The organism is Paenibacillus sp. 2RAB27 (assembly GCF_052115445.1).
Classification (GTDB): Bacteria; Bacillota; Bacilli; order Paenibacillales; family NBRC-103111; genus Paenibacillus_E.
Genome location: NZ_JBFRGR010000052.1, coordinates 1 through 22,296, shown reverse-complemented (window position 1 = coordinate 22,296; position 22,296 = coordinate 1). Strand labels below are relative to the sequence as shown.

General features: G+C 43.8%; 17 protein-coding genes and 1 pseudogene. 8 read left to right on the top strand and 10 right to left on the bottom strand.

Annotation, left to right across the window (positions count from 1 at the left end):
* Positions 1-45 precede the first annotated feature (45 nt).
* Positions 46-6,876 carry an S-layer homology domain-containing protein gene (locus tag AB4114_RS33350; RefSeq protein WP_441992268.1) on the bottom strand — a complete coding sequence of 2,277 codons (6,831 nt, stop codon included), beginning with the start codon at positions 6,874-6,876 and terminating at the stop codon, positions 46-48.
* Positions 6,877-7,192: 316 nt separating this feature from the next.
* On the opposite strand from AB4114_RS33350, the gene AB4114_RS33345 reads away from it, so the two are divergent.
* Positions 7,193-8,464 carry a HupE/UreJ family protein gene (locus AB4114_RS33345; protein ID WP_441992267.1) on the top strand — a complete coding sequence of 424 codons (1,272 nt, stop codon included), beginning with the start codon at positions 7,193-7,195 and terminating at the stop codon, positions 8,462-8,464.
* 123 nt (positions 8,465-8,587) lie between these two features.
* Here AB4114_RS33345 and AB4114_RS33340 read toward each other — a convergent pair whose 3' ends face one another.
* Together AB4114_RS33340 and AB4114_RS33335 are read right to left on the bottom strand one after the other, a co-directional pair.
* The gene (locus AB4114_RS33340; protein ID WP_441992266.1) at positions 8,588-9,619 is read right to left on the bottom strand and encodes a DUF7309 domain-containing protein; all 1,032 of its coding nucleotides are present in this window, start codon (positions 9,617-9,619) and stop codon (positions 8,588-8,590) included.
* 86 nt (positions 9,620-9,705) lie between these two features.
* A complete protein-coding gene (locus tag AB4114_RS33335; protein ID WP_441992265.1) occupies positions 9,706-10,269 on the bottom strand; it encodes a Uma2 family endonuclease in 564 nt (187 codons plus the stop codon).
* Positions 10,270-10,455: 186 nt separating this feature from the next.
* On the opposite strand from AB4114_RS33335, the gene yhbH reads away from it, so the two are divergent.
* From yhbH to AB4114_RS33320, 3 genes are all read left to right on the top strand, one after another.
* On the top strand, positions 10,456-11,613 hold the full coding sequence (gene yhbH / locus AB4114_RS33330; RefSeq protein ID WP_171629126.1) for a sporulation protein YhbH: 1,158 nt from the start codon (positions 10,456-10,458) through the stop codon (positions 11,611-11,613).
* Complete coding sequence (locus AB4114_RS33325; RefSeq protein ID WP_441992264.1) at positions 11,610-13,043, top strand: SpoVR family protein; 1,434 nt, start codon at positions 11,610-11,612, stop codon at positions 13,041-13,043. Before yhbH ends, AB4114_RS33325 begins: the two co-directional genes overlap by 4 nt.
* A gap of 117 nt (positions 13,044-13,160) precedes the next feature.
* The gene (locus AB4114_RS33320) at positions 13,161-13,337 is read left to right on the top strand and encodes a YjfB family protein (RefSeq protein ID WP_441992263.1); all 177 of its coding nucleotides are present in this window, start codon (positions 13,161-13,163) and stop codon (positions 13,335-13,337) included.
* Between the two features lie 278 nt (positions 13,338-13,615).
* Here the strand turns inward: AB4114_RS33320 and AB4114_RS33315 are convergent.
* Positions 13,616-13,684 (bottom strand): annotated as a pseudogene (locus AB4114_RS33315) (Uma2 family endonuclease); the annotation flags it as partial.
* A 159-nt stretch (positions 13,685-13,843) separates the two neighbouring features.
* Between AB4114_RS33315 and AB4114_RS33310 the strand changes: the two are divergent.
* Together AB4114_RS33310 and AB4114_RS33305 are read left to right on the top strand one after the other, a co-directional pair.
* Positions 13,844-14,482 carry a spore coat protein gene (locus AB4114_RS33310; RefSeq protein WP_441992262.1) on the top strand — a complete coding sequence of 213 codons (639 nt, stop codon included), beginning with the start codon at positions 13,844-13,846 and terminating at the stop codon, positions 14,480-14,482.
* A gap of 89 nt (positions 14,483-14,571) precedes the next feature.
* The gene (locus AB4114_RS33305; protein ID WP_441992261.1) at positions 14,572-15,912 is read left to right on the top strand and encodes an amino acid permease; all 1,341 of its coding nucleotides are present in this window, start codon (positions 14,572-14,574) and stop codon (positions 15,910-15,912) included.
* Between the two features lie 7 nt (positions 15,913-15,919).
* Here AB4114_RS33305 and AB4114_RS33300 read toward each other — a convergent pair whose 3' ends face one another.
* The 5 genes from AB4114_RS33300 to AB4114_RS33280 all read right to left on the bottom strand — a co-directional run bounded on the left by AB4114_RS33300 (position 15,920) and on the right by AB4114_RS33280 (position 20,600).
* Positions 15,920-16,693 (bottom strand): YqcI/YcgG family protein, encoded by a 774-nt coding sequence (locus tag AB4114_RS33300; RefSeq protein WP_441992260.1) that lies wholly within the window; start codon positions 16,691-16,693, stop codon positions 15,920-15,922.
* 102 nt (positions 16,694-16,795) lie between these two features.
* Positions 16,796-17,425, bottom strand: a complete 630-nt coding sequence (locus AB4114_RS33295) for a LysE family translocator (RefSeq protein ID WP_441992259.1) — start codon at positions 17,423-17,425, stop codon at positions 16,796-16,798.
* A gap of 70 nt (positions 17,426-17,495) precedes the next feature.
* Positions 17,496-18,086, bottom strand: coding sequence for a DUF1989 domain-containing protein (locus AB4114_RS33290; RefSeq protein WP_441992258.1), 591 nt, complete (start codon positions 18,084-18,086; stop codon positions 17,496-17,498).
* A 466-nt stretch (positions 18,087-18,552) separates the two neighbouring features.
* Positions 18,553-19,656 (bottom strand): ABC transporter permease, encoded by a 1,104-nt coding sequence (locus AB4114_RS33285; protein WP_441992257.1) that lies wholly within the window; start codon positions 19,654-19,656, stop codon positions 18,553-18,555.
* The gene (locus tag AB4114_RS33280) at positions 19,653-20,600 is read right to left on the bottom strand and encodes an ABC transporter ATP-binding protein (protein WP_441992256.1); all 948 of its coding nucleotides are present in this window, start codon (positions 20,598-20,600) and stop codon (positions 19,653-19,655) included. Before AB4114_RS33280 ends, AB4114_RS33285 begins: the two co-directional genes overlap by 4 nt.
* A 202-nt stretch (positions 20,601-20,802) precedes the next feature.
* On the opposite strand from AB4114_RS33280, the gene AB4114_RS33275 reads away from it, so the two are divergent.
* On the top strand, positions 20,803-21,015 hold the full coding sequence (locus tag AB4114_RS33275; protein ID WP_173111184.1) for a hypothetical protein: 213 nt from the start codon (positions 20,803-20,805) through the stop codon (positions 21,013-21,015).
* A gap of 155 nt (positions 21,016-21,170) precedes the next feature.
* Positions 21,171-21,962, top strand: a complete 792-nt coding sequence (locus tag AB4114_RS33270) for a hypothetical protein (protein WP_441992255.1) — start codon at positions 21,171-21,173, stop codon at positions 21,960-21,962.
* A gap of 205 nt (positions 21,963-22,167) precedes the next feature.
* On the opposite strand, the gene AB4114_RS33265 is transcribed toward AB4114_RS33270, so the two are convergent.
* A partial coding sequence (locus tag AB4114_RS33265; protein ID WP_441992276.1) for an IS3 family transposase occupies positions 22,168-22,296 on the bottom strand: 129 nt, incomplete at its 5' end.

The following is a 22,296-nucleotide window of genomic DNA, read 5'->3' as shown; positions in this document are numbered from 1 at the left end:
CCGATGCATGGCTGCGGGAGATCAGGCAGATTTATAGATATTACATCACTTCTTTAAAGCTAACGCCCTCAAGATGATCGTTGCTGCCTCAGCTCGAGTTGCCTTCCCTTTTGGTTTTAATGTACCATCCTCGTAACCATTCATTAATCCCTTCGCATTAGCAGCAGAAATCGCTTCTTTTGCCCAATCAGAAATCTCTGAACGATCCGTAAAGGTAGATACTTCTGCCACCAAACTAATTTGAGCGGCACGAACGATGATTGCGGCCATCTGCTCACGGCTAATCGTATCATCAGGACCAAAAGCCGTATCGCTATAACCATTAATAATACCCTGTGATGCGGCAGTAGCTATTGCGGTTTTCGCCCAATGATTACTTGTATCCGCAAATATCTTACCAACTTGTTCTTTGAGATTAAAAGCTTTTACAATGATCGAAACGAATTCAGCTCTAGTAATGTTAGTATCCGGTTTAAACGTTCCATCAGGATATCCATGAATAGATCCCTTCTGAACCAACTCTAAAATGCTTTTTTCCGCCCAGTGACCCTTCGTGTCAGAAAGTGCAATAGGGGTACTTGGTTTAGCAGAAGCTAGGACCGCGAACTTCGTAAAATGATTCACAGAACCAGTTACCGTAGCTCCACTGCTATCTAACTGCGGATTCTCTAACTGAATCCATTTTTTTGTTTCTTCATTTAACCAATAAATACTAACTAAGGATTGACTCATGTCAACTTTGTTTTTATCAAAAGGCAACGTAATTTGTACCGATTTGCTGAACTCACCAGCGAAATCTTTCGTAATATCGAAGACATCACTAATCAGCTTCAACGACGAGTCCATCGGTAGGCTGGACGTATCCGCTACTTTATTCACAGTTACCTTGAAGTTACTAACGTTGCCATTAACAGAACCAGTCGGTACAGCAATTTTAGCCCCGTTCAGGGTTACTGTATCGCCATTCGTTGCATAAATGATAGCTGTATTCGGTGAAAGTTCTGCTCCACCGCCACCCCCAGTAGGAGTCGTTGTATCTACCGAAGTGTAACTAACAAATTGTGTGAAATGTTTGGTCCAAATAACAAGGTCGCTGCCAACATTCATTTTAGCTTCGCCACCATCTGGCAGTAAATCAGCAGTTGTCTGATTATCTGCAGTAAGTGAAGTGGTTATTTCATGAAACACACCATCTCTTACATAACCAGCTGATTTACCTGCTTGACCTGGAACAACAAGACGTACTGCTTTATTAAAGGTTAGCGTTACACCTGGCGCTCCGACTTCAATAACAGAGTTCACATTTGCATGGCTAACAGATACACTGCTATTGCTTTGGACTTCTGGAAGTCTAATTTTCCCATCCCAGTTATCTGGAGCTGTAATTATAATGCCATCAGGAATAGCAACACTTACATTCCCACCCAATGATGTACTCACTGTATTAACTTCTATGAACGGAAGTATAGCTGTTCTAGTCGTTCCATCTGTCGTAGTGGGAACTGAAATTTTGACGTCTGTTATACCTGAGCCAACGTTAATGGTCAAAGGTTCATTAGTAACAGCGATTGTTGTACCAGAAACAGCGGTTTCTGTTTTTATCTTCGATAATTCTTGCGTATTCCGAACGCGAATTCGAGTACCTTCTGTATTTTTACTTGCTAATCCTACAGCTTCAAGTGCATCACCGACAACAAGACTCGGAACTGACCCACTTTGATTCACAATATAGCCGTCCGTAAACACAAGAACAGGTCCAGTTCCATCATTAATTACATAAGAATTATCATCAAATTTGGAGATCACTCTTCCTCTAACTTTCACTAGCAGTCCTTGATTTTGTTCTAAGGTAGCCTGACCTGTTGTTAACATCTGAGGCGCAATCGGATTCGCGTGCCCTGTTTTAATAACATCTAATTTGAATGCACCGAAGTCCAATTCTTTATTATTTTCAAAAGTTTTCATTTGCCCATAAATTCGTACGGTATCCCCTTCAACCAAAGTGTTCTCCGGCAGTTCCTTAAAGGCCATTATCCCGCCAGTCGCATCCTGTACATAGAAGGCATCGAAGAATACGTTCGAGCCTGTAACTACAGTACCTTCAATAATTACTGAGGTTCCATCCGCTTTCGTACGAGCATTCGCAATGGTATCTACTTGTGTATCTCGATGAGCTAACCAATTAATCGCATTTAAGCCCAGTTCATTATTGCCTTTAGGATTATATGATTCGTCCATTTGCTTGTCATTAAAAGTATTCATCCCAGAGACGATAATTCTGCCGTTTCCAACCTGTTCAGAAGCAATTGCCGGAATAGCTGAACCGCCGCTTCCATCATCCGTTGTATCGTAGGAATATCCACCACTGCCGATGTTATTCTGGAACGTTGTTTCATTCCCTCTAACTAACACAGTCACTTTATCGGTGTCTGTGAGCGCGCTGTGACCGACTTTCTCAAGACTTGCCCCACTGTAATACTCTACTGTCAGTGCCCGATCCGTAATATAATTTTTAACGATTCCAGGATGTAGACGCACTGTAAATGTATTAGTGCCAATAGGTGGTGTCCAAAAATTCCCATCTAGACTAGTATCAAAAATGCCATCATTACTTACTTGGATGGTCGATCCAATCTGTTGGAGCAAGTTGTTGCTAATGGCAGGATTGGCACTGTTATTGCTTTTCTCTGTTAGTAAGAGAGATCCACCTGCTTGCACAAATGCGGCTATCGCTGCACTTTCATCGGCAGTTAACGCAACGCTTGGATGAGTAAACATCAGTACTTTCACATCACTTAGTGATGAAGAAGTAATTGCAGACGTATTCTCAACGACCGTATAACCTTCCTGCTGCAGCTGTTTTGTGAAGCTTTTCAAATTATCCTTGTAAGTCCCAGCATCGAGTGTTGTATTCTCATTTTTGTGAGAAGCATCAATCATTACTTTAATACCTAGCGAAGGCTTAATCTTCACAGCTTGGACGAATTGATTATCGGCCGGCGAATCACCTGGAGGCGCATCAAGAACAGCAATTAATGTATGATCACCCTCCATTGGAGCAGCCCATGTCACCCTAGCCGTTGCCGTTCCTTTAGATGATATCAAAGCAACTGAAGTATTACCTATCAAGTGCGCAGCATCTACCGCGTCATAGTAAAAATGGACATTCAAGTTGGTTAAATCTTGCGATCCTAAGTTAGTGAGACCTGCTTCCAATGTAGCCGGGCTTCCACCAACTATACTGTCGCCTACCACATTGATCCCGCTAATCTTCACATCCGTTGTGACAACTTGAGACCAGATTGGAGCTGAGTAAATACGTTCGCCATCCATTTGCGTTACTTTTACCACAAACCATTGTTGGCCGCCAGTGATATCTACAGTTGGATTCCAAGTAAAATCAGCCGACATCGGCGAAATGGATTGTACCACTTTGTTACCATTCGTAATCAACTCTACTTTGGCAACGCGATCATCCGACTTATAGGAACTGCTAAGGTAATTATATTCTGGCATCGTCTTCACTTCTTTAACAGGATCCTTACCGGAAACGGAGAAGTTTAAGGTGCTTCCCTTGACTGTTGCACCCATGTAACTGCCATTAGCAAGGAAATCCAAGCTAAAATTCGGATCTTCACTCATGTATACGCGCATGTTACGCATGGATTGCAGCAATGACTCTTGAGATAGATCATTAGCTACGATTACGGTTCTAGCGTTCGTTTGACCCCAAGTACCGTCATGATTATCCTCACCATAGGTCGGTGCGACATGCCATCCGAGATCCAATGCGCTAAAGAACTTCCCTTCCGCATTCGCATAAGCATAATGACCTGAACCATTGCCTACCTCCAACATGGTAAACAATTTATCCACATTGCGATCGTAAGGCATGAAATTGTTAAAAGCATTAGCCGACATATCCGGGTGATTGAATTGTGCAACCACATCATCGTAAGTCAGCACCCATGCATAATATTTACTTAAATCTTGGTATTGACCTGCATTCATCTTCCGATCAATAAAGTTTTCTGTTCCAAAAACATTCGAATGTCCCCAAGTTGTTGAGGTCATTTCAAAAGCAGGGAACACAACAAAATTATTATTTTGCGTATATTGTGTCGCCAAATTCTTCGTTAACTGCCAATCCGCTCCACCCGTACGTTCAGGTGAGCCTTTGTGGTCTACGGTATCTTGACCTACTAGAGCTGCATCAATGTCATGTGAATGATCGGAAAAAGCGAAGTAATCATAATTATGCGCTTTAGCTGCTAGTAAAGCTTGTTCTGGTGTACCTGAAGCATCGTGAGAGATATCGGTATGATTATGTGTTGTACCCCGATAGTGATTTCCTCCGGTAAACACGGGAACTACGGAGAAAGACCATGTATAAGTACCAGCATTCCCTTTCGTATCCTTCACATTTACGATTACGGTATGATCAGCGATAGCCAAATCTGAATTGATTTGCAGCTGAATTTGCTCGGCTGTAGTTATTGCTTGTACAGGTTGCCCATCCAGGGTTACAGCTAACGTAGTTAAATCAAGACCGCTTGGTTCAACATATTGAACAGAGATTAATGGCTGTCTATCCTCAGTCTTCGTACCTTGAATCGGTGTTTCATCCATAAATTGCGGCGCAAACGTATCCGCTACTACCGAAACCACATTAGGCGTTGTCGGTGAACCTGACTGTTTCGTAGTTGTTGCGTCTTTAGCTTCAATGTAGTAGTCAAAAGTACTTCCAGCAGGGACCAATGCTGCCGGTAAAGTTACGCTATAGGAACTTTGATCTGTTGAAGTCATGGGTAAAGCTGAATACGTAGTACCACCAGTTGCTCGGTAATAGATTACAACGGAATTGGCATTCTTGGCCGTTGCAATGAATTTGATATCCGTATTGATATAAGCTTGGGTCGTTGGCTGGTGAGAAAGCGTAAGTTCTTTAATCTCCGTCACATCCGCTACCGATCTTGGGAATACCTGGTATCCACTAGTATAGGGGGAACTAGAGTCATACTGACTGAAGATTCCCGTAAATGTATACGTAGAATCCTTTTGTATGTTTGTTGTCGTATTGATGCCACTTGCAGTCGTTACCCTTAGGGTAATGGTTTTATTACCTGCTGCATCTGCTACTGTTATGTTATATCCATTACCTGAAATAGCAGGAATATCAGTAACTTTACCTGTAAATTTAACTAAAGACCCTTCCAGCGGCTCAGCTTTCGTATTATCCATTAAATCAACAATTGTAGCATCTTTAGGAAGCGGCAGGGTACCCGTTCCCTTCTTAACTACTGAAGTAGGCGTAATTTCTGTCAAACCGTTATAGAATTGAACAGCGCCTGTAACCTCAACTACATCACCTTGAGCAACAGTCACACCACTAGGAAGGGCTCCAAATACAGCTATGCCTCCCGTGTCGTCTTGCATATAAAAAGTGTTAGCTGCTGTAACCTCGTTATTGCCAATAACAACACCTTGTATGGTAAAAATCTGATTAATTTTATCAGACTTTCCATTGCTGTCATTCGTCCGCAAACTGCTAATCGGCGTAACTACCGTAGTATCAGCTTTCGTAATCTTCGTGACAGAACCTTCCAAGCTAATACCATTTGCACCAGAAGTTAACTGTGAGACATAGACGTCATCGGTTCCAGCATTAAATGTAAATGTGAAAGAGCCGTCCGCAGCTGAAACAACATAGTCTTTGCCATCCGTAGTTGTTGTAAAGCGATTGCCTGCTGCAGCAAGGTTATACACATAAACCTTTGAGTTCGCTGCCGCTGCACCGGGTGTACCCCCAGAACCAGTAACTTTACCAACATGCGTGGTTGGATCAACAAAATAACTCAGTTTGCTAGCGTTTAATCCAGCGCTTTCCGCAGCCAAATTAATCATAACTGCGCTGCTTTCTGTTTTACCTGTTTCTTTGGTCGTCATATAGACTTGCGTCTTGTTTGCTGTATTATCAAAGGTTAAATTAAATTCACCATTACTATCTGCATACACTGCATTCGTGACTGCTACGCTTGCGGTATCCGGATTGCTTACATATAAGGATACATAAGTAGAAGCCGTAACTGAAGCTGTGTAACCAACTACAGTCCCGAGCGTACCTTGATTTGTAAACTGAATGTTTTGTGGAATGGGTTGTGAACTTTTCGTAACGACAACTGCTGGAGTGGCAGAATTTCTAGGTGTAATTATCGGACCCACCACGAAGTCCGAATTGTTATTATCGGTATCCCAACCAGCGCCTTTATCAGCAGCTGAATTGCTGCCATCTTCGGCTTTACGTTGCGCACTTGTTGGGTTTGTTAATGCAGCAGTAGGAGCAGCTCCTTCATATTCGTTAGCGCCTCCAAATCCAACATAATCAATAACGGCAAGGTCAGCTTTCCCCGTAATGGCAGTTGCTATATTGGCTAACGCTACCTTACCTGCCGAGCCAGACATGTTAATGATTCCACTAGCATCTGGTGTCGGAAGACTTGCCATCGTTGTCCCCGTCCCTGCAGCTTCCTGAATCAAATAAAAACTATGTGCTTTTATTGTACCTGTAAGTGGCGTGATATTCGTCCATGATGCACTTAAGCTTGACGTTGACGAAGCATATTGCACGGACCAACCAGTCAAATCTACATCCGTATCTGTCGGATTATACAGCTCAATAAAATCATTCTTGTATATTGCGGCTGGGGCACCCGTATTACCGCCACCACCACTTATCTGGCTTATTACAACATGATTGGCAGCAGCACTCGCCTTCGGGAGTTGCAACCCACTCACAGGAAGCAATGAACCCATAAGCAAAAGAATAGCTAACCCAGTGCTTGTCCATTTCTTATACGTATTAAACAAAGCAATCATTAATAATTTCCTCCTCGTTACTCTATACATAGCGTTCACGAACTTTCAAATTACTCTTACAATCTTCTTTCCCCTTCAGATTACCCTTTGATTTCATCAGATCCCTCGCATGTTGTTCCTTTCTCGTTGAATTGGGCGTACTTTGATAAGCTTACATGTTTTTCATTCGGGCTTTATTAACCGGAGGTTATTTATTTGTAAATGTATTTACTTAAAGCTTACACAAGCTTAATACTGCGAAGAAGATTGTCGTTTATTATTTAAACGTAGGTTAATTGGTCATGCTTCACATGTATAACTTCGAGGGGGAACTTCTTTGTTGGCTCAAAAAAATAATTTCAGATTCATGCGGGCTATCCGAATCACAGCGGTCGTTACATGTTTAGTTACATTCTTGTTATACACGTATAGTCTTAAAGCCTCGGCTCATGCACTCAGTGCGAGCTATACGACGATTTCTTTTGAACAAGATAAAACAGACTTTTCCTTTTCACTTGATGTAATTTCGGTTATTGAGAGTATGGATGTTGATGCCAATAAAAATGGTATTTTGGATGCAGATGAACTGGAGAAGAACAAACATCGATTAGAGGAATGGATTGACGACAGTCTTGTTCTCGAAATGAATGGAAGAGAACAAGCGGCGGAACTAACCGATTTAAAGCTTGGCAAGAAAGGGGACAAGGAAGTTATTACTTGGGATTTAATCTATCCCGCATTTACAGCAGGACAATCGATTACAATTCTCGACGGACTGTATGCAAACCCTGCTGCATCAGCCTATGTAAATCTGATCACTTCACGACATGGAGATCAAGTCAGCGAAACTGTCCTTCAAGGTAAGAATCGCACATGGACCTTACTCCTAACTGAACAACAACAGCAACAGCAACTCTCTAATTCAACACAAGTTAACCCTACACAGATGGATCAAACACTTCTACACAATCAGCAAAACCAGCCAAAAGATACCAACGGGAGTTCCGCGCCATCTAGTGCCCAACCGACGAATACAATGCATGAGAAGTCTGCAACTTCGGCTTCCTCAAGCTGGTTCTCCTTCTTCAAGCTGGGTATCCATCATATATTAACGGGTTACGATCATTTGTTATTTCTGTTTGCTCTACTGCTTCGTAAACAAAGCTTTAAGCAATATGTTTCGATTATTACGGCTTTCACCCTCGCACACAGTATTACGCTGACGCTCGCTGTGCTTGGTTATATCAGTCTTCCATCACGCATCGTTGAGTCTGTGATTGCCTTAAGTATTTGTTATGTTGCATTGGAAAATATTTTCCGAAAAGAAATGCGTAACCGCTGGATCGTAACTTTCTTATTCGGGCTTATTCATGGAATTGGCTTCTCCGAAATATTGCGTGAAATGGGCCTGCCCAAAAGCCATTTAGCTGTAGATCTTATTAGCTTTAATCTGGGGATTGAATTCATCCAACTATGCCTTGTCCTTGTTCTGCTTCCTATTCTGATCTTCATACAGAAAAAATCATTCTTCCGGCCTACAATTCATGTCGGCTCCTATGCGATCACAGCGCTAGGCGGGTTTTGGTTGATTGAACGACTGTTTTTTTAATATAGTTGAAGTTAGAGGGTAAATTGTAGGTGGAATAAATGAAAAAGTCTGCCTGATCTCCCATGCGTAGCCGCGGGAGATTAGACAGACTTTTTATTTACTCTTCATTATTACGCGCTTTATTTATCTTCTTCCACTACGAAAGTAATCTAACATTCCTTCTTTCGCTTCCTCCAATGCCGGAAGTACATTTGTTAAGTACGCTTTAATTTCAAATGCCTTTAGAATTTGCCTTATGTAATGAAAAGTCTCTTCATTACATACCCCTATTTCTTTGGGAATGACTTGAGCTTTTTCAATCAGCTCTAGCAATAGCCCTGCTATTTTATCGGGTATTCCAAATTTTTCAGTTAACCCGTATTGCAAGATTTGTTCGGACTCTTGATCAACGATCAGGCCCATCATCGGGTAGAAGGGCCTATCCCCTTCATCAATAGGCATAGGTGCAAAGAAACAATCGATTTCCCATATCCCTGCAATCCCTTTAAGCGATCTTTTTGCCTTGGCCAGACGAAGTTCATCTAGCGGCGTTACCACGTAATCATTTGCTTTATTTAAAGGCTTTGGTTTGATCCATTGATCCGACCAAACTAGATTCTTCCGATCTCGTTTAGAAACTCTTGTAAGGAAAGTATCGTCCTCTTCTCGAATAATGGCATCTGGGTTGGATTTGTAGACTTGGACGACTTCAATCGCTTGTTGCAATGCCAAACTTAGAAATTGCACTTGTTCTTCATTTTGAATTGGCCATGGAACAAATCCTGGCTCATAAAATCGAAACGTTGGCCAAGCATTTGCTCCTCGAAATTTCAGACCAAGCTCTTTTATTTGTTTCAGCTCGTCTGGATACAACTCAGTCCTACTGTCGAAAGAAAGCATCAAGCAATACTGTGAGTACATCAGATCTATGTCCGTTTCTCCATCCATCATTTTAAAAAGAGTCTCAAGGCCTTCTGTTCCTAAATATACAGCCAGACCGTATAGCTCGCCTCCGTTGCCCATAATGCAGCAATAACCGATCTCCCCATTCACCGGATTCTCTACACCAAAAATATGAGCATTTGTAAAATAACTCCAACATTCAGCTTTTTTAAATGCTGCTGCCGCATCATACAGAGTTTGCCACTGCTCTAATTTCGTATTCAACTGATACATTAATTCTATTGCTCCCATCCATTACATTTTAGAAACTAATTTCCACTTTGAAACCCAGATCCTTCAGCCATTTAAAACGTCAAAAATTACAATCGGAATATCCTTTCCAATTCAAAAACACACTCTGAAAAAGCAAATGAACACAACTTGTCCTCTCTTCCAAAAACTTCTCGCTTTTGAAACGAACCCTCTTCTAATCCATACACCTCAACAGTTTGATGCGCAGGGTCAACAATCCAATATTCCAAAACACCAAACTTCTCATATGTTTTAAATTTTTGGTTTCTATCTTTAATCGCAGTAGATGGAGATAATATTTCAACAATGAGCTCAGGGGCGCCTTTGCCTCCCTTATCATCGATTTGGGATGGATTACAAATGACAGATAGATCTGGCTGACAGACTGTATCCGGATTGTCGTATTCTTCAGTCTCACTTAATCTCACAGCAAACGGAGCGATAAAAACCTCACATAATGAACCTTGGAGAAATGAATGGAGTTCAAGAAATATACTTCTTAGAATCCGTTGATGTGTCGTAGAAGGAGCAGGTGTCATGTTAAAAGGAACTCCATTAATTAACTCCCATCTGCCTTCCCATTCAAGTAGATCTTGAAATCTATAGCGATGATCCTGTTCCGGCATTTTCATGAGAAGTTCCTCGCTCTCTACAATATTTCCCTTATTTTAACACAGTCAAATGAAAAGTCGAAGCTGAATAGAAAATCCGCCCACCACCACATATCCCCCATATACTTGAATATATTTAATAACAAGCTTTATTCCCCTATGTCTGATTAGCGTTCTGCTTATCATAAACGCCAAGGAGGTGTCCCCATGACAGAACCCTTATTTATCGTTTCCAAAGAGGATTGGTCACTCCACCGCAAAGGATACCAAGATCAAACCAGGCATCAAGAGAAGGTCAAAGATGCAATTAAACAGAACCTTCCTGATCTCGTTACAGACGAAAGCATCGTCATGTCCAATGGAAAACAAGTCGTGAAGGTACCGATAAAAAGTTTGGACGAATACCGCTTCCGCTACAACTTCAACAAAGGCAAGCATGTCGGTCAAGGCGATGGTGATTCACAGGTTGGCGATGTACTTGGAACAGACCCGCAGCCTGCCCAAGGTCCAGGCAAAGGCGAAGGTGCTGGCGATCAAGCTGGCGAGGATTATTACGAAGCCGAAGTGAGTATGGAAGAGCTGCAAGCGATGCTTTTCTCCGAACTGGAGCTGCCGAATTTGCAGCAAAAAGAGAAGCGGAACATGACGTCCACCGAAGTTATTTTCAACGATATCCGTAAAAAAGGGATCATGTCCAACATTGATAAGAAGCGGACGATCCTCGAAAATATGCGCCGCAATTCGCGAGGCAGCTCGCCGGGTATCCACCATATTTCACCAGACGATTTGCGTTTCAAAACTTGGGAAGAAATCGAAAAACCGCACTCCAATGCGCTTATTATTGCCATGATGGATACCTCTGGGTCCATGGGCTCCTTCGAGAAGTACATAGCCCGCAGCTTCTTTTTCTGGATGACCCGCTTCTTGCGCACGAAATACGAGAACGTTGAGATTGTGTTCATCGCGCATCATACCGAGGCTAAAGAGGTGACAGAGGAAGAGTTTTTCACGAAAGGCGAGAGCGGGGGCACGATCTGTTCCTCGGCTTATCAAACAGCTATTGATATTATTGATAAAAGGTACCCCCCTTCTCAGTTCAATATCTATCCCTTTCATTTCTCGGACGGCGATAATTTAACATCAGATAACGAGCGCTGTGTGAAGTTAATTACGCAATTAATGGAGCGTTCGAATATGTTTGGCTACGGGGAAGTGAATCAATATAACCGCAGCTCTACGCTGATGTCCGCTTTCCGCCATATCAACAATCCGAAATTTTTGCATTACGTCATCCGTGAAAAAGGTGAAGTGTATAAAGCGTTGAAAACCTTTTTTACCAAAAAGGAAGGAGTGCCTGCACAGTGAGTAAATCCGAAATCCAGAAGCTGGAATATGCCATTGATGAAATCACGGAGATCGCGAAAGGCTTTGGGCTCGACTTCTTTCCTATGCGATACGAAATCTGTCCGGCAGAAATTATCTACACCTTCGGTGCCTATGGGATGCCGACACGCTACAGTCACTGGAGCTTTGGTAAAAATTTTCATCGCATGAAAACGCAGTACGACTTTGGACTTAGTAAAATTTACGAATTGGTCATCAATTCGGACCCCTGCTACGCCTTCCTTTTAGACGGAAATTCGCTGATTCAAAATAAACTCATCGTCGCGCACGTGCTCGCTCACTGCGACTTTTTCAAAAATAACGCACGCTTCTCCAAAACGAATCGCAACATGGTCGAGAGCATGTCCGCTACGGCTGAACGCATCCGCCAATATGAAATTGAACATGGTATCGATGAGGTTGAACAATTCATAGATGCCGTTCTGGCCATCCAAGAGCATATTGACCCTGTATTAACACTAACCTATGGCCAAACTCGCAAACGACAAGAAAATAACAAAGCCGCTACACCATCAGTACGAGGCGAAGCCACTTACGGCTATGAGGATTTATGGGACTTAGATAGTCGAAACAAGCCTATTGTCTCCTTGGATAAAGAAGATACGAAGCGTTTTCCACCGAAACCGGAGAAGGATCTCCTTCTTTTTATAGAGGAAAATGCCCCATATATGGAGGAATGGCAACGGGATATCCTGACCATGCTGCGCGATGAAATGCTCTACTTCTGGCCGCAGCTTGAAACCAAAATCATGAACGAAGGCTGGGCTTCCTACTGGCATCAACATATCCTGCGTGAGCTGGATTTGACCGAGGAAGAAACGATCGAGTACTCCAAGCTGAACTCCTCCGTCGTCGTTCCCTCTCGCCATTCATTAAATCCTTATTATCTGGGTGTCAAAATTTTTGAAGACATCGAAAAGCATTGGGATGCTCCGACGGATGAAGAAATCCGCAGATTCGGGCGGCAGCCTGGGCAAGGCAGGAAAAAAATCTTCGAAGTTCGCGAATATGAATCTGATACCTCGTTTATCCGTAACTATTTGAATAAACCACTGGTTGAAGAGTTAGATCTGTACGTGTTTGAGAAGAAAGGCCCTGAGTGGAAAATCACAGACAAAACATGGGAAAATACGCGGGATCAGCTTATTTACTCCAGAGTGAATGGTGGTTTCCCTTACATCGTGGTCGAAGATGKGGACTATCAGCGCAACGGGGAGCTTTACTTGAAGCATGCTTTTGAAGGCGTGGAGCTGGATTTGAAATATGTCGAGCGGACGTTGCCGTATATTTATAAGCTGTGGGGTAAAACCATTCATATGCACACGTTGGTGGAGGATAAGCCGGTGTTGTTTAGTTTTGATGGGAAGAAGCATCATCGGAGATTTTTGTGAGAGAAAGCCCAACCCTGAGGGGTTGGGCTTTTGGGTGTGCATGTATCTCGCTAAAAATAGCAGGTCAATATTCCGATATAGTAATGGTTAGCTACTCAGAACTAAAGGAGGAACCTCATGGACATTCCAGCTATGTCAATGTCATTAGCCCAAAACAATTTATCCCAAGCAGTTGGAATAAGCGTTTTGAAAATGGCGAAAGAGCAAATGGCCGAACAAGGCCAACAAGTGGTCCAATTAATTAAACGCAGTGTGCAGCCGAACTTAGGCGGAAATCTTGATATAAGTGTTTAAACCCACCTCTCTGCGACGGGGCAGCCACATATTGCGGAACGTCAGTGCGCTATTCTAATGAAATCAGTCATTTTCGCATGTTAACGGAACGTGGGTGCACTATTTGCGCGAATTTGTCTAAAAAAGGTCATTCCATACGGAAATAGCGAACCTACATTCCCTTCCTTATCAAAAAACTCGATTTAAGAGCAAATAAGAGACCTACGTTCCCTTCGGCAACGTAGGTCTCTTATTAATCCCCGCCTTCTGGAGCTCTGAGACTAAATCTCTATTCTAAATTAAATAACCGTACGGTTTCCTGGATCGATAATCCAATACTCCTGTACCCCATATTTCTGATATAAATTAAACTTCTCGCATGATCAAGTTAGTCGTTGCCAACTTTACACCGGCGGCTTCCTTATAAGTGAGCAATTGGCAATAGATGTTATAGCCATGTATAAACCAACGAGCTGAGACCAACATTAATGAAGTTACATTACCTAAACACCAAAGGAGACTTCGTTATGCAACAGGAAATACAACCTAATTATCAAACGCAAACTACACCGAGTACCAACCACGGCGGTCATGAACTATTCGATTTACATGAGGTGCTGGCCTGTACCATCAATGTACTGGACCAATTCATGATGTTTAGACAGTTTGTACAAGATAGCGAGCTGCTGGACATTCTGGATCGTCAATACCAGTTCACACTTGCCCAGTACAATTTAACCGTTGAATGCTTCACAACCGGGCAAAAGCCAAGCCAAGAAACGTCCACGTATATGATTAGGCAGTTATCGGATCCGATCTATGGCATTAAGCCAACTCAGCCGAAAAAGCCCAACCAGTCGCTCGCTGATGTGAAAGATGCAGGAATTAGCGGGCATATGCTTGGCCTGGTCAAAACACATGCGTCGTTGCTAACCATGACCGCCGTGGAAGTGACGAATCCCGTTGTTCGGCGCGTATTAGCCTCTCAGGTACAAAATTTTATAGAAATGGCTTATGAAATCTTCCTTTATCAAAATAGACTTGCCTACTACCAGGTGCCACAATTAGAAGCTTCCGATATGCAAAGCATGCTGACCGCATTCGTTCCCGCAACCGGAGCCCCACAAATGCCGCCGAATAACAGAGGGGCAGCCTCTGTGCACTAGCTAGCAGCTTGTGAAGCCCAGCATCGGCCCCATGGCCGCTGCTTGGGCTTTCTCATATTTGTAGCCAGGGTTATGGAGGTCAATCACGGATGGCAACATTGCGGCATAACAACAGTAACAACAACACAAACAAGCTATCCTGGTGGCAGTTAGCTTTATTCGGTATTGGTTGCACAATAGGAACTGGTTTCTTCCTTGGTTCTAGCATCGCCATTCAAAAGAGCGGTTATTTTGTTGTCGTTATATTTCTTTTGGCAGCGTTAGCAACCTTATTTGTCTATGAAGCCTTAGCACAGATGACGGCTGCCAACCCTGAAAAAGGATCTTTTCGGAATTATGTTAGGGAAGCATTTGGCCGCTGGGCAGGCTTTGGCGTGGGATGGTTGTATTGGTCCTCGGAGATGCTCATTTTAGGCAGTTCCTTAACGGCAATTGGGATTTTCACGCAATTCTGGTTTCCTAATTTGCCACTCTGGTTGTTGACTGCGATTTACTCGTTCCTGGCCCTATTAGTTGTTATTCTTGGCTCGAAAGGCATTAACAAAACTGAGAATATATGCGCCATTGTAAAAATCACGGCATTACTCCTATTCATCGTAATCGCAGGGATTACTTTCCTCAAAGGAACCCACATCATTCAGCCCATTCAGGGTAGTAGCGCTCATGCTCATTGGTTTGCTTCAGGATGGACCGGCGCATGGAAAGGGCTTTTATATGCGTTTTATGCATTTAGCGGCATAGAGGTCATGGGTTTTATGGCCATCCATTTGCGAAATCCCAAAGAAGCCTCTAAGGCTGGGAGGCTTATGCTGCTTACGATCACAGTGCTCTATGTGTTCTCTATTAGTTTAGCACTTCTTTTTATGACCAAGGATCATTTAACGCCTGATAAAAGTCCGCTGCTTCTCGCTCTTGACTTCATGGGATTACCTATTCTCGTGCACATGATGAATGGCGTACTGATTATTGCAGGATTTTCTATCCTCGTTGCCTCACTATATGGCGTATCAACGATGCTGGTAGCTTTAGCGGAAGGCGGCGATGCCCCGCCATGGCTGGCTAATAGGAAAGGCAAGAAGCAGTTACCACTGTATGCACTAGGTGTGAATACGATCGGGTTATGTGTTTCTATCGTCCTTGCGCTAGTCATGCCAAGCCAAATCTTTGAACAAATAACCACGGCTGGGGGCTTGGTACTCCTATATACGTGGTTGCTTATCGTCGCATCGTATCTGAAACAACTTCGGCCAAACCTTAGCGGGCAACTTAAATCTTGGATCGCTATCCTTCTTATCTTGGCAGCAGTTACGGGTCCACTCTTGGAGAAAACCGATCGAGCTGGGTTTTGGAGTAGCCTTCTTATCGTCATGGTAATTATCCTAATTACGTTGTGGATGAAGCATAAATCAGAACGAAGAGAGCCTGCTTAACGATATCCTATTTATGAAATAGCACGCCCACAGCTTTTAATTTATTTTTCATAAACGTGTACGGACATTTAGAAGGGACGCTTTCGTCATCACGTAAGAAATATTGCTTCCATTCTTGGTTATCCTCTTGCCCGTACCATTTCAGTGAAGGATGTGCGGGGATACCGTCGTACGCCTCTAATTTTTGGCGAATGCGTTTTTTCATATTACGTCCAAAAGGGGTAGTATCGTTGATTTCTTCAAACACCCATCGCGGTTGGAAGGCAATGAGGAAATGCGGAAACATTCGACTCTTCCTAACCACATGGGCAGGTGTCCCGCAAAAGGAGAAATACGGCTGCCCATCATGGCAGAATTCCCAAGAATGGTGCGAAGGATCCTTTGATATATGTTCAGGCCAAGGCGCCTCATCTTTGGCGCTGATTCGGCTTAAAACAGACCAAAATAGCCCCTCGTAGTCTTCTACTGAGAAGCTATTCAGCATGTCTGTTGGTGTATGAAAAAATATAACCAGCGAGGCAAATTTACCAGTTTCCCGCGAGCATCTGCCATATGCCTGAAGGAGCTGCGAGGCGTCGAGGGCAGCTTGCTCTGATCTCGGATCCGCAGCAAAACCGAATCGCAGGTTATTGGTAAGAAAGCCTTGACGGCCAGGTATACAAGGGTACGTATTTCCTGAATCCGCAATCATATTGCCGAATTGACGAAAAGCGTCCTGCTGCCATGGGGCAAGGGTGTTCATATGTGTATTAAGCCAGTCTTTGGCGTATAGATCAGCCATGTCATGATAGCCTCCTTCGCGAGTACGAAGCATACTATGCGAAGGAGAAAAGATGGGTGAGTATCTCGGTTAGGAGATACAACTGGACGTGTAAACCTCTGTCTAACCAGTTAGCTGCTTATAAGCTTGATAACCGAAGTACATACCGAAGCCAATGAGAGAAAGGCCAGCTATGACAGAAATCGTTTGCAGGGTCGTGCGATTCCCGAACTTGTGGAAGGAGCTGGCGAGCGTGGCCATAGCAACATCCCACAGAAGAATGCCTGCAAAGATGCCGGAGGTATGCCAAAGCACCTGGGTAAGGCCATAATTCTGCACACTTTCGGCTAAAATGGAGCCATAAATGCCGAGCCAAAATAAGATATTCAGCGGATTGGTAAGTGCCATAATAAATCCAGAACGGAAGGAGCTTACGCCGCTGGATTGGGCGTCACGAGAGTTAGCTTCCTGGGTTTTCTGCACGTTTCTTAATGTATCAATACCCGTGTAGATAAGTACAAAACAGCCAAACAACCATAGAAATGTTTTCATAAACGGGGTCGTCAAGAAATGGGCTAATCCAAAATAAATAAGCAGCATATACAATAAATCGGCACACATCGCGCCCAATCCGATCAACCACGCCCCAGTAAAGCCAAATCTGGCTCCCTTGTCGAGTTGTGCGGCGTTAATAGGACCGATTGGTGCCGATAGCGAAATTCCAAGAAACAGATAAGTGATAAAAGCATCCATAGACTTCGCCCCCTGATTAGCAAATAACTTGTACAAGTTATTGTATGAGAGGCACTAATCCATTAGAAGATCAAATGATGTCAACGTGAATAGGTGTGCATTTGTATCCATTGCAGAGACTTTCTGCGCAGGGACAAGCAGATATAGCCACAACTAGATCCATTTCTGCACGAAGCTCGATATAATCTCCAGCTTTGGATAGAGGCTTCTCAACACTAATTTGTCCAGATGGCTGAATGATGGTGTTCATGAATAAATTAAAGGGATAATGCTGATCTGGAGCAGGGATCTCAAATGATGCCAATGCTTCATTTAAGTTCGTATAACAGCTGGTATGGTCTTGCTTATTGTACAGCAGCTCATACATTTCAGGCCGACAGGCCGAGTTGATAAAATCGTGCTGTCCTACCGTATCCTTCATAATAGTGAGCATAGGGGTATATTTATTGGAGTAGATCATATCCCCGGGCTTCACTTTCATCGCATGTAAAGCGTCCATAGTAACACTAGGGTCAAGTCGCTCGCTGATATCATCCTCACGATAGGCCACAAAGTCCGCAACTTGTTCTCCTTCTACATCGGTAACCCGAATCACTTGGCCCTTCTTGATCTGGAGACCGAAACCCTCTGTAGCCGGGATTTGCCAATGTTGTTTACTCATTCGTGTCCTCCTAAACTTAGGTAAGTTCCTCTTACAGTATGGCTTATCCTTTGTGGATTTATGATAAATTGCGAGCAAAGCGCCCGCGGAATGCCATAACGGCATTTTACAAAAAGAGAAAGCCCAATCTCTTAGATTGGGCTTTCAGTTAGCTCTGAAATACCTTAACAATGGTGGCAGCCACCATTTTAAGGAACGTCAGTGAGCTATTTACATAAATACAGGTATTTTCGCGGTGAAACGGAACGTAGGTACGCTATTTAGGTAGATTCGGCTTAAAAACGCCTCTCTTGCGAGAAATAGCGAACTGTCGTTCCGCACCTCATCAAAAACCCCCTTTTTGAAGCAAATAAGGGATCCACGTTCCCCTTTCGGCAACATAGATCCCTTATTAAGCCTTCTCAATGCCGGGCAGTCGCCAGGCTTCAAGTCCGACAAGACCTTCCGCTTCCGCCTACGCCTCTGCCTACTCCCACTTAAACGTAAACGTCGCAACAATGAACGACACGACTAGCCAGATGGCGAGCATCAGCCCTTCCTGCCACAGATCCCCGATGCCCGCGCCTACATTCATAATCTGCCGAAGAGCAGTGCTGAGCTGGGTAATCGGGATCGACTTCACGATCGGCTGCAAGAACTCCGGCATGCTAGAAATAGAGAAGAACACGCCGCCCAAGAACATCAGCGGGAACGAGATCAGTCCGGAAATCGGCCCTACGCTTTCTGGGGTTTTGGCCAAACCAGCGATAATGAAGCCGATCGACATGAATGTCAATGTTCCCATGACAACGAACAGCAAAAGCAGCCACCACGAGCCATTCACCTGCGTGCCGAAAATCAAAGCACCGACAAGCAGTACGATCAAGGCCTGCGCCGTGTTCATTACAAGACGTGCAGTAATCTGCGCGGCGATGAACGTCGACGCCTTCAGCGGTGTACTTTGCATGCGTCGCAGCACACCTCGCTCACGCCATGAAGCTATTTGTCCCGAAACGCCATTTAAGTTGTTGGTCATGATCATCATGGCCAGAATACCAGGTACAAGGAAATCGATGTAGCGAAGCTGCAAAGCTTGCACGCCAACCGGTTCAATTTTAACAATTGGCATATAGTTGGACATTTGCTTAGAAACGCCATCCGCCACTTGACCTATTGTTTGCAAACCGATCTGTGCACTCTGTTGGTTCGTTTGATCATAATAAACCTGAAGGAAGCTGGCCTTCGAGCTATCTGCTTCTTTCAGCCCCACTGCTTGCCCGTAATTTTTCTGAATCACGACGACTAACTTCTGATCCCCATGTTTCAGTTGCTCAAGCGACTTATCTAAGTCATCTGCAGGCTTTAGCTTCAAAATACTATTCGCTTGGAGCGCCTCCACCATGACTCTGGATTCCGTACTTTGATCCTGATCAATGACGACGCCATCGACGATGATATCATTTCCCTTGCCAAGAAAGGAACCGAGCATAATCATGAAGAAAAGCGGCATGAACAAGGTGAATATCAACACTTGTCGATTACGAACAAAAAAACGAAGCTGGCTTAACGTCAACTGGATATAAGCATTCATTCTGCTTTCAAGCTCCTTCCGGTCATGGAAATAAACACATCTTCCAGCGTAGCCGTTCGTGTCTGCAAGTCAGCCAATTGCCATCTGCCGCCAGCGCTTTGCTCGACGAGATCAATAAGCGATTCCTGTAGTTTATCTGTATAAAGGACGAACACATCCTTGCGCACGTCTATGCCCTTGACTTCACGAATATCGCGAAGTTCCTGTACAACTGATTCCATGTCCGCTTCCGCCAAATCTTGCAATCTAAACTCGATCGCGCTATCCGATTGCAAGCTGCTCACAAGATTACGCGGTGTATCCAATGCGACGACTTTCCCTTGATCCATTAAACAAATACGATCGCAAAGCACGTGCGCTTCCTCCATATAATGCGTGGACAGCACAATCGTTTTGCCTCGCTCCTTCAGCTTGAGAATAATTTCCCACAGTGTTCGTCTTGCTGTCGGATCTAACCCTGTCGTAGGCTCATCCAAGAAGATGACCTTGGGATCATTCAAAAGCGCAAGACCAATCGCAAGCCGCTGCTTTTGCCCACCGGATAGATGCTTGACACGACCGTTTCTTTTATCAACCAATGTCATGTCTTCTAATAGCGGACCAATCGGAACAGAACTCGGATAGAAGCTCGCATACATCCTCATAATTTCCTCTACCGTCAACAACTCGAATAACGAAGTTGATTGCAATTGAACACCAATGACTTCCTTGACCTTACCCAAATCCTTCTGTGTATCAAATCCAGCCACAATAGCACGTCCGCCGTCAGGCTTCCGCAACCCTTCGATCATTTCCATCGTTGTCGTTTTCCCAGCACCATTCGGACCAAGCAAACCAAATACCTCGCCTTGATAGACCTGGAAATTAACGCCTCGCACAGCTTGGAAGGACCCATAATTTTTAATTAAGCCATCCGCTTCAATAACAATGTGTGAAGACTCCATAAAGCTAGCCCCCTCCGTTTCCAAATTTTCCGTAACTCCCCCTATCATACAAAATAAACAGATACGCCGTCCAACACCACTATGAAATATCTACTGACAGAACTAGTGGAATTCCGACAACGCCAATCGACGAACTTATTGAGAAAGTTATGATAATCTAAATATCTACTTAGCAAACAAAATCAGAAGGAGATGTGTTGAAGTGAGAATGAATATTTTATTTAATAAAAAGCCGATTTCCGTTAATTTCGTCGGCACGGACCATAAGTTAATTCCCTCTTTGATCAACGCACTTCGCCATAACAAATTCACCACCATGAATTTAGTTAACTCGTTAGAGCGTGTAGATTTATTTAGTTCAGAAGCCATTTTATATGCTAAAGATGGGAATAAGGCGCGCATACCTATTTTCTAATTCTTGTCGTTACATAGATGTTTCGGAAAAACGCCTACGAATGGTAGATTCCTTCGTAAGCGTTTTTTTTCGTAGATAAATAGGCATATCTCTCCTAGTCTTTTCATAGACTAATAGAAATGAAGGAGACTACTACAGCTGGGATGGAGAAATCTATGTACCTTATTCGCCTTTTTAAAGCGCATGCTGCTCAGCTACTAATCTATCTACTTATCGTAATCATCAGTTTTGTATGGACCTTAATTTGGGGCCTTCACACCACCTCACAACTGCCTCCACAAGCAAGTGCCGAGTATAGCATTAAACCTGCAACAAACGGTGTCCTTCTGCACGTTATTCAAACTACTCCTGAAAACATAGGACTCAAAGCCATTACAGCAAATGTGACCGATCGGCAGGACAATGGGATTAATGGCGGGTTTTTCTGGCAGKGGTATTTACTAAGCATCGCAGTGACCAATGATCAGCCTGTGAAGGGGCAGCCTGGCGACTACGGTTCAGGTTGGTACAATACAGATCGGAAGCGAGGAACACTTGTGTGGGATGAGAAGGCGCAAACCTTTACCGTCCAAGTTGTCGAAAATGCAAGTGAGTTACAGGTGCTGGATCGCACCCGATATTGGGCGCAGGGAGGCGTAAGCATGGGGCTTACGAATCCATTGGGTTGGGCCGAGCAAGCCATTTCGGAAGAAATGCCAGTCATTAACGAGAAGCGCATGCGATCTGGTATTGTGTATGATCGAATGAACAACGTGTATCTGGTAGTAGCGCCTACCCCTTGTACCGGCGAAGAGTTCCGAACAGCTGTACAGGAGCAAGTAGGGGAGAAACAGCTGGTCGATGGGCTTTTCCTTGACGGCGATGGTTCCTCTCAGCTGAAAGTCGCGAATTTCTTACTGCCCGGTGACCACCGCGAGGTGTATCAGATGATAGCTTTGTTGAAATGAGCAGAGGGAGGTCGGCGAAGTCGGAGCCTGGTGGGCAGCAGTGATGACCGCTATCATTGACCACTAAACCACAACCACTAACCCTAACCGCTAACCACTAACCACAACCACTAACCGCTAACCACCGACACCCCTAGACGAGTCACCCCGCCTATTAACTGGAAAAGTGGACCTCTGTCAAGAAAGTAGACACCTGCTAAGAGAATTAACCAACACTTTTATAGTAGTTTTCTTCGAATCGAACGGGTGAAAGGTAACCCAAAGAACCATGGATCCTTTTACGATTATAAAAAAGTTCAATGTATTCGAACATATCAATGTATTCGAACATATC

Coding starts and splice junctions, on each gene's coding strand:
- AB4114_RS33280 (WP_441992256.1), bottom strand. CDS start 20,600: ATGGAGTCTTCACACATTGTTATTGAAGCGGATGGCTTAATTAAAAAT.
- AB4114_RS33350 (WP_441992268.1), bottom strand. CDS start 6,876: ATGATTGCTTTGTTTAATACGTATAAGAAATGGACAAGCACTGGGTTA.
- AB4114_RS33295 (WP_441992259.1), bottom strand. CDS start 17,425: ATGGATGCTTTTATCACTTATCTGTTTCTTGGAATTTCGCTATCGGCA.
- AB4114_RS33310 (WP_441992262.1), top strand. CDS start 13,844: ATGCAACAGGAAATACAACCTAATTATCAAACGCAAACTACACCGAGT.
- AB4114_RS33320 (WP_441992263.1), top strand. CDS start 13,161: ATGGACATTCCAGCTATGTCAATGTCATTAGCCCAAAACAATTTATCC.
- AB4114_RS33305 (WP_441992261.1), top strand. CDS start 14,572: ATGGCAACATTGCGGCATAACAACAGTAACAACAACACAAACAAGCTA.
- AB4114_RS33300 (WP_441992260.1), bottom strand. CDS start 16,693: ATGGCTGATCTATACGCCAAAGACTGGCTTAATACACATATGAACACC.
- AB4114_RS33335 (WP_441992265.1), bottom strand. CDS start 10,269: ATGAAAATGCCGGAACAGGATCATCGCTATAGATTTCAAGATCTACTT.
- AB4114_RS33290 (WP_441992258.1), bottom strand. CDS start 18,086: ATGAGTAAACAACATTGGCAAATCCCGGCTACAGAGGGTTTCGGTCTC.
- yhbH (WP_171629126.1), top strand. CDS start 10,456: ATGACAGAACCCTTATTTATCGTTTCCAAAGAGGATTGGTCACTCCAC.
- AB4114_RS33340 (WP_441992266.1), bottom strand. CDS start 9,619: ATGTATCAGTTGAATACGAAATTAGAGCAGTGGCAAACTCTGTATGAT.
- AB4114_RS33285 (WP_441992257.1), bottom strand. CDS start 19,656: ATGAATGCTTATATCCAGTTGACGTTAAGCCAGCTTCGTTTTTTTGTT.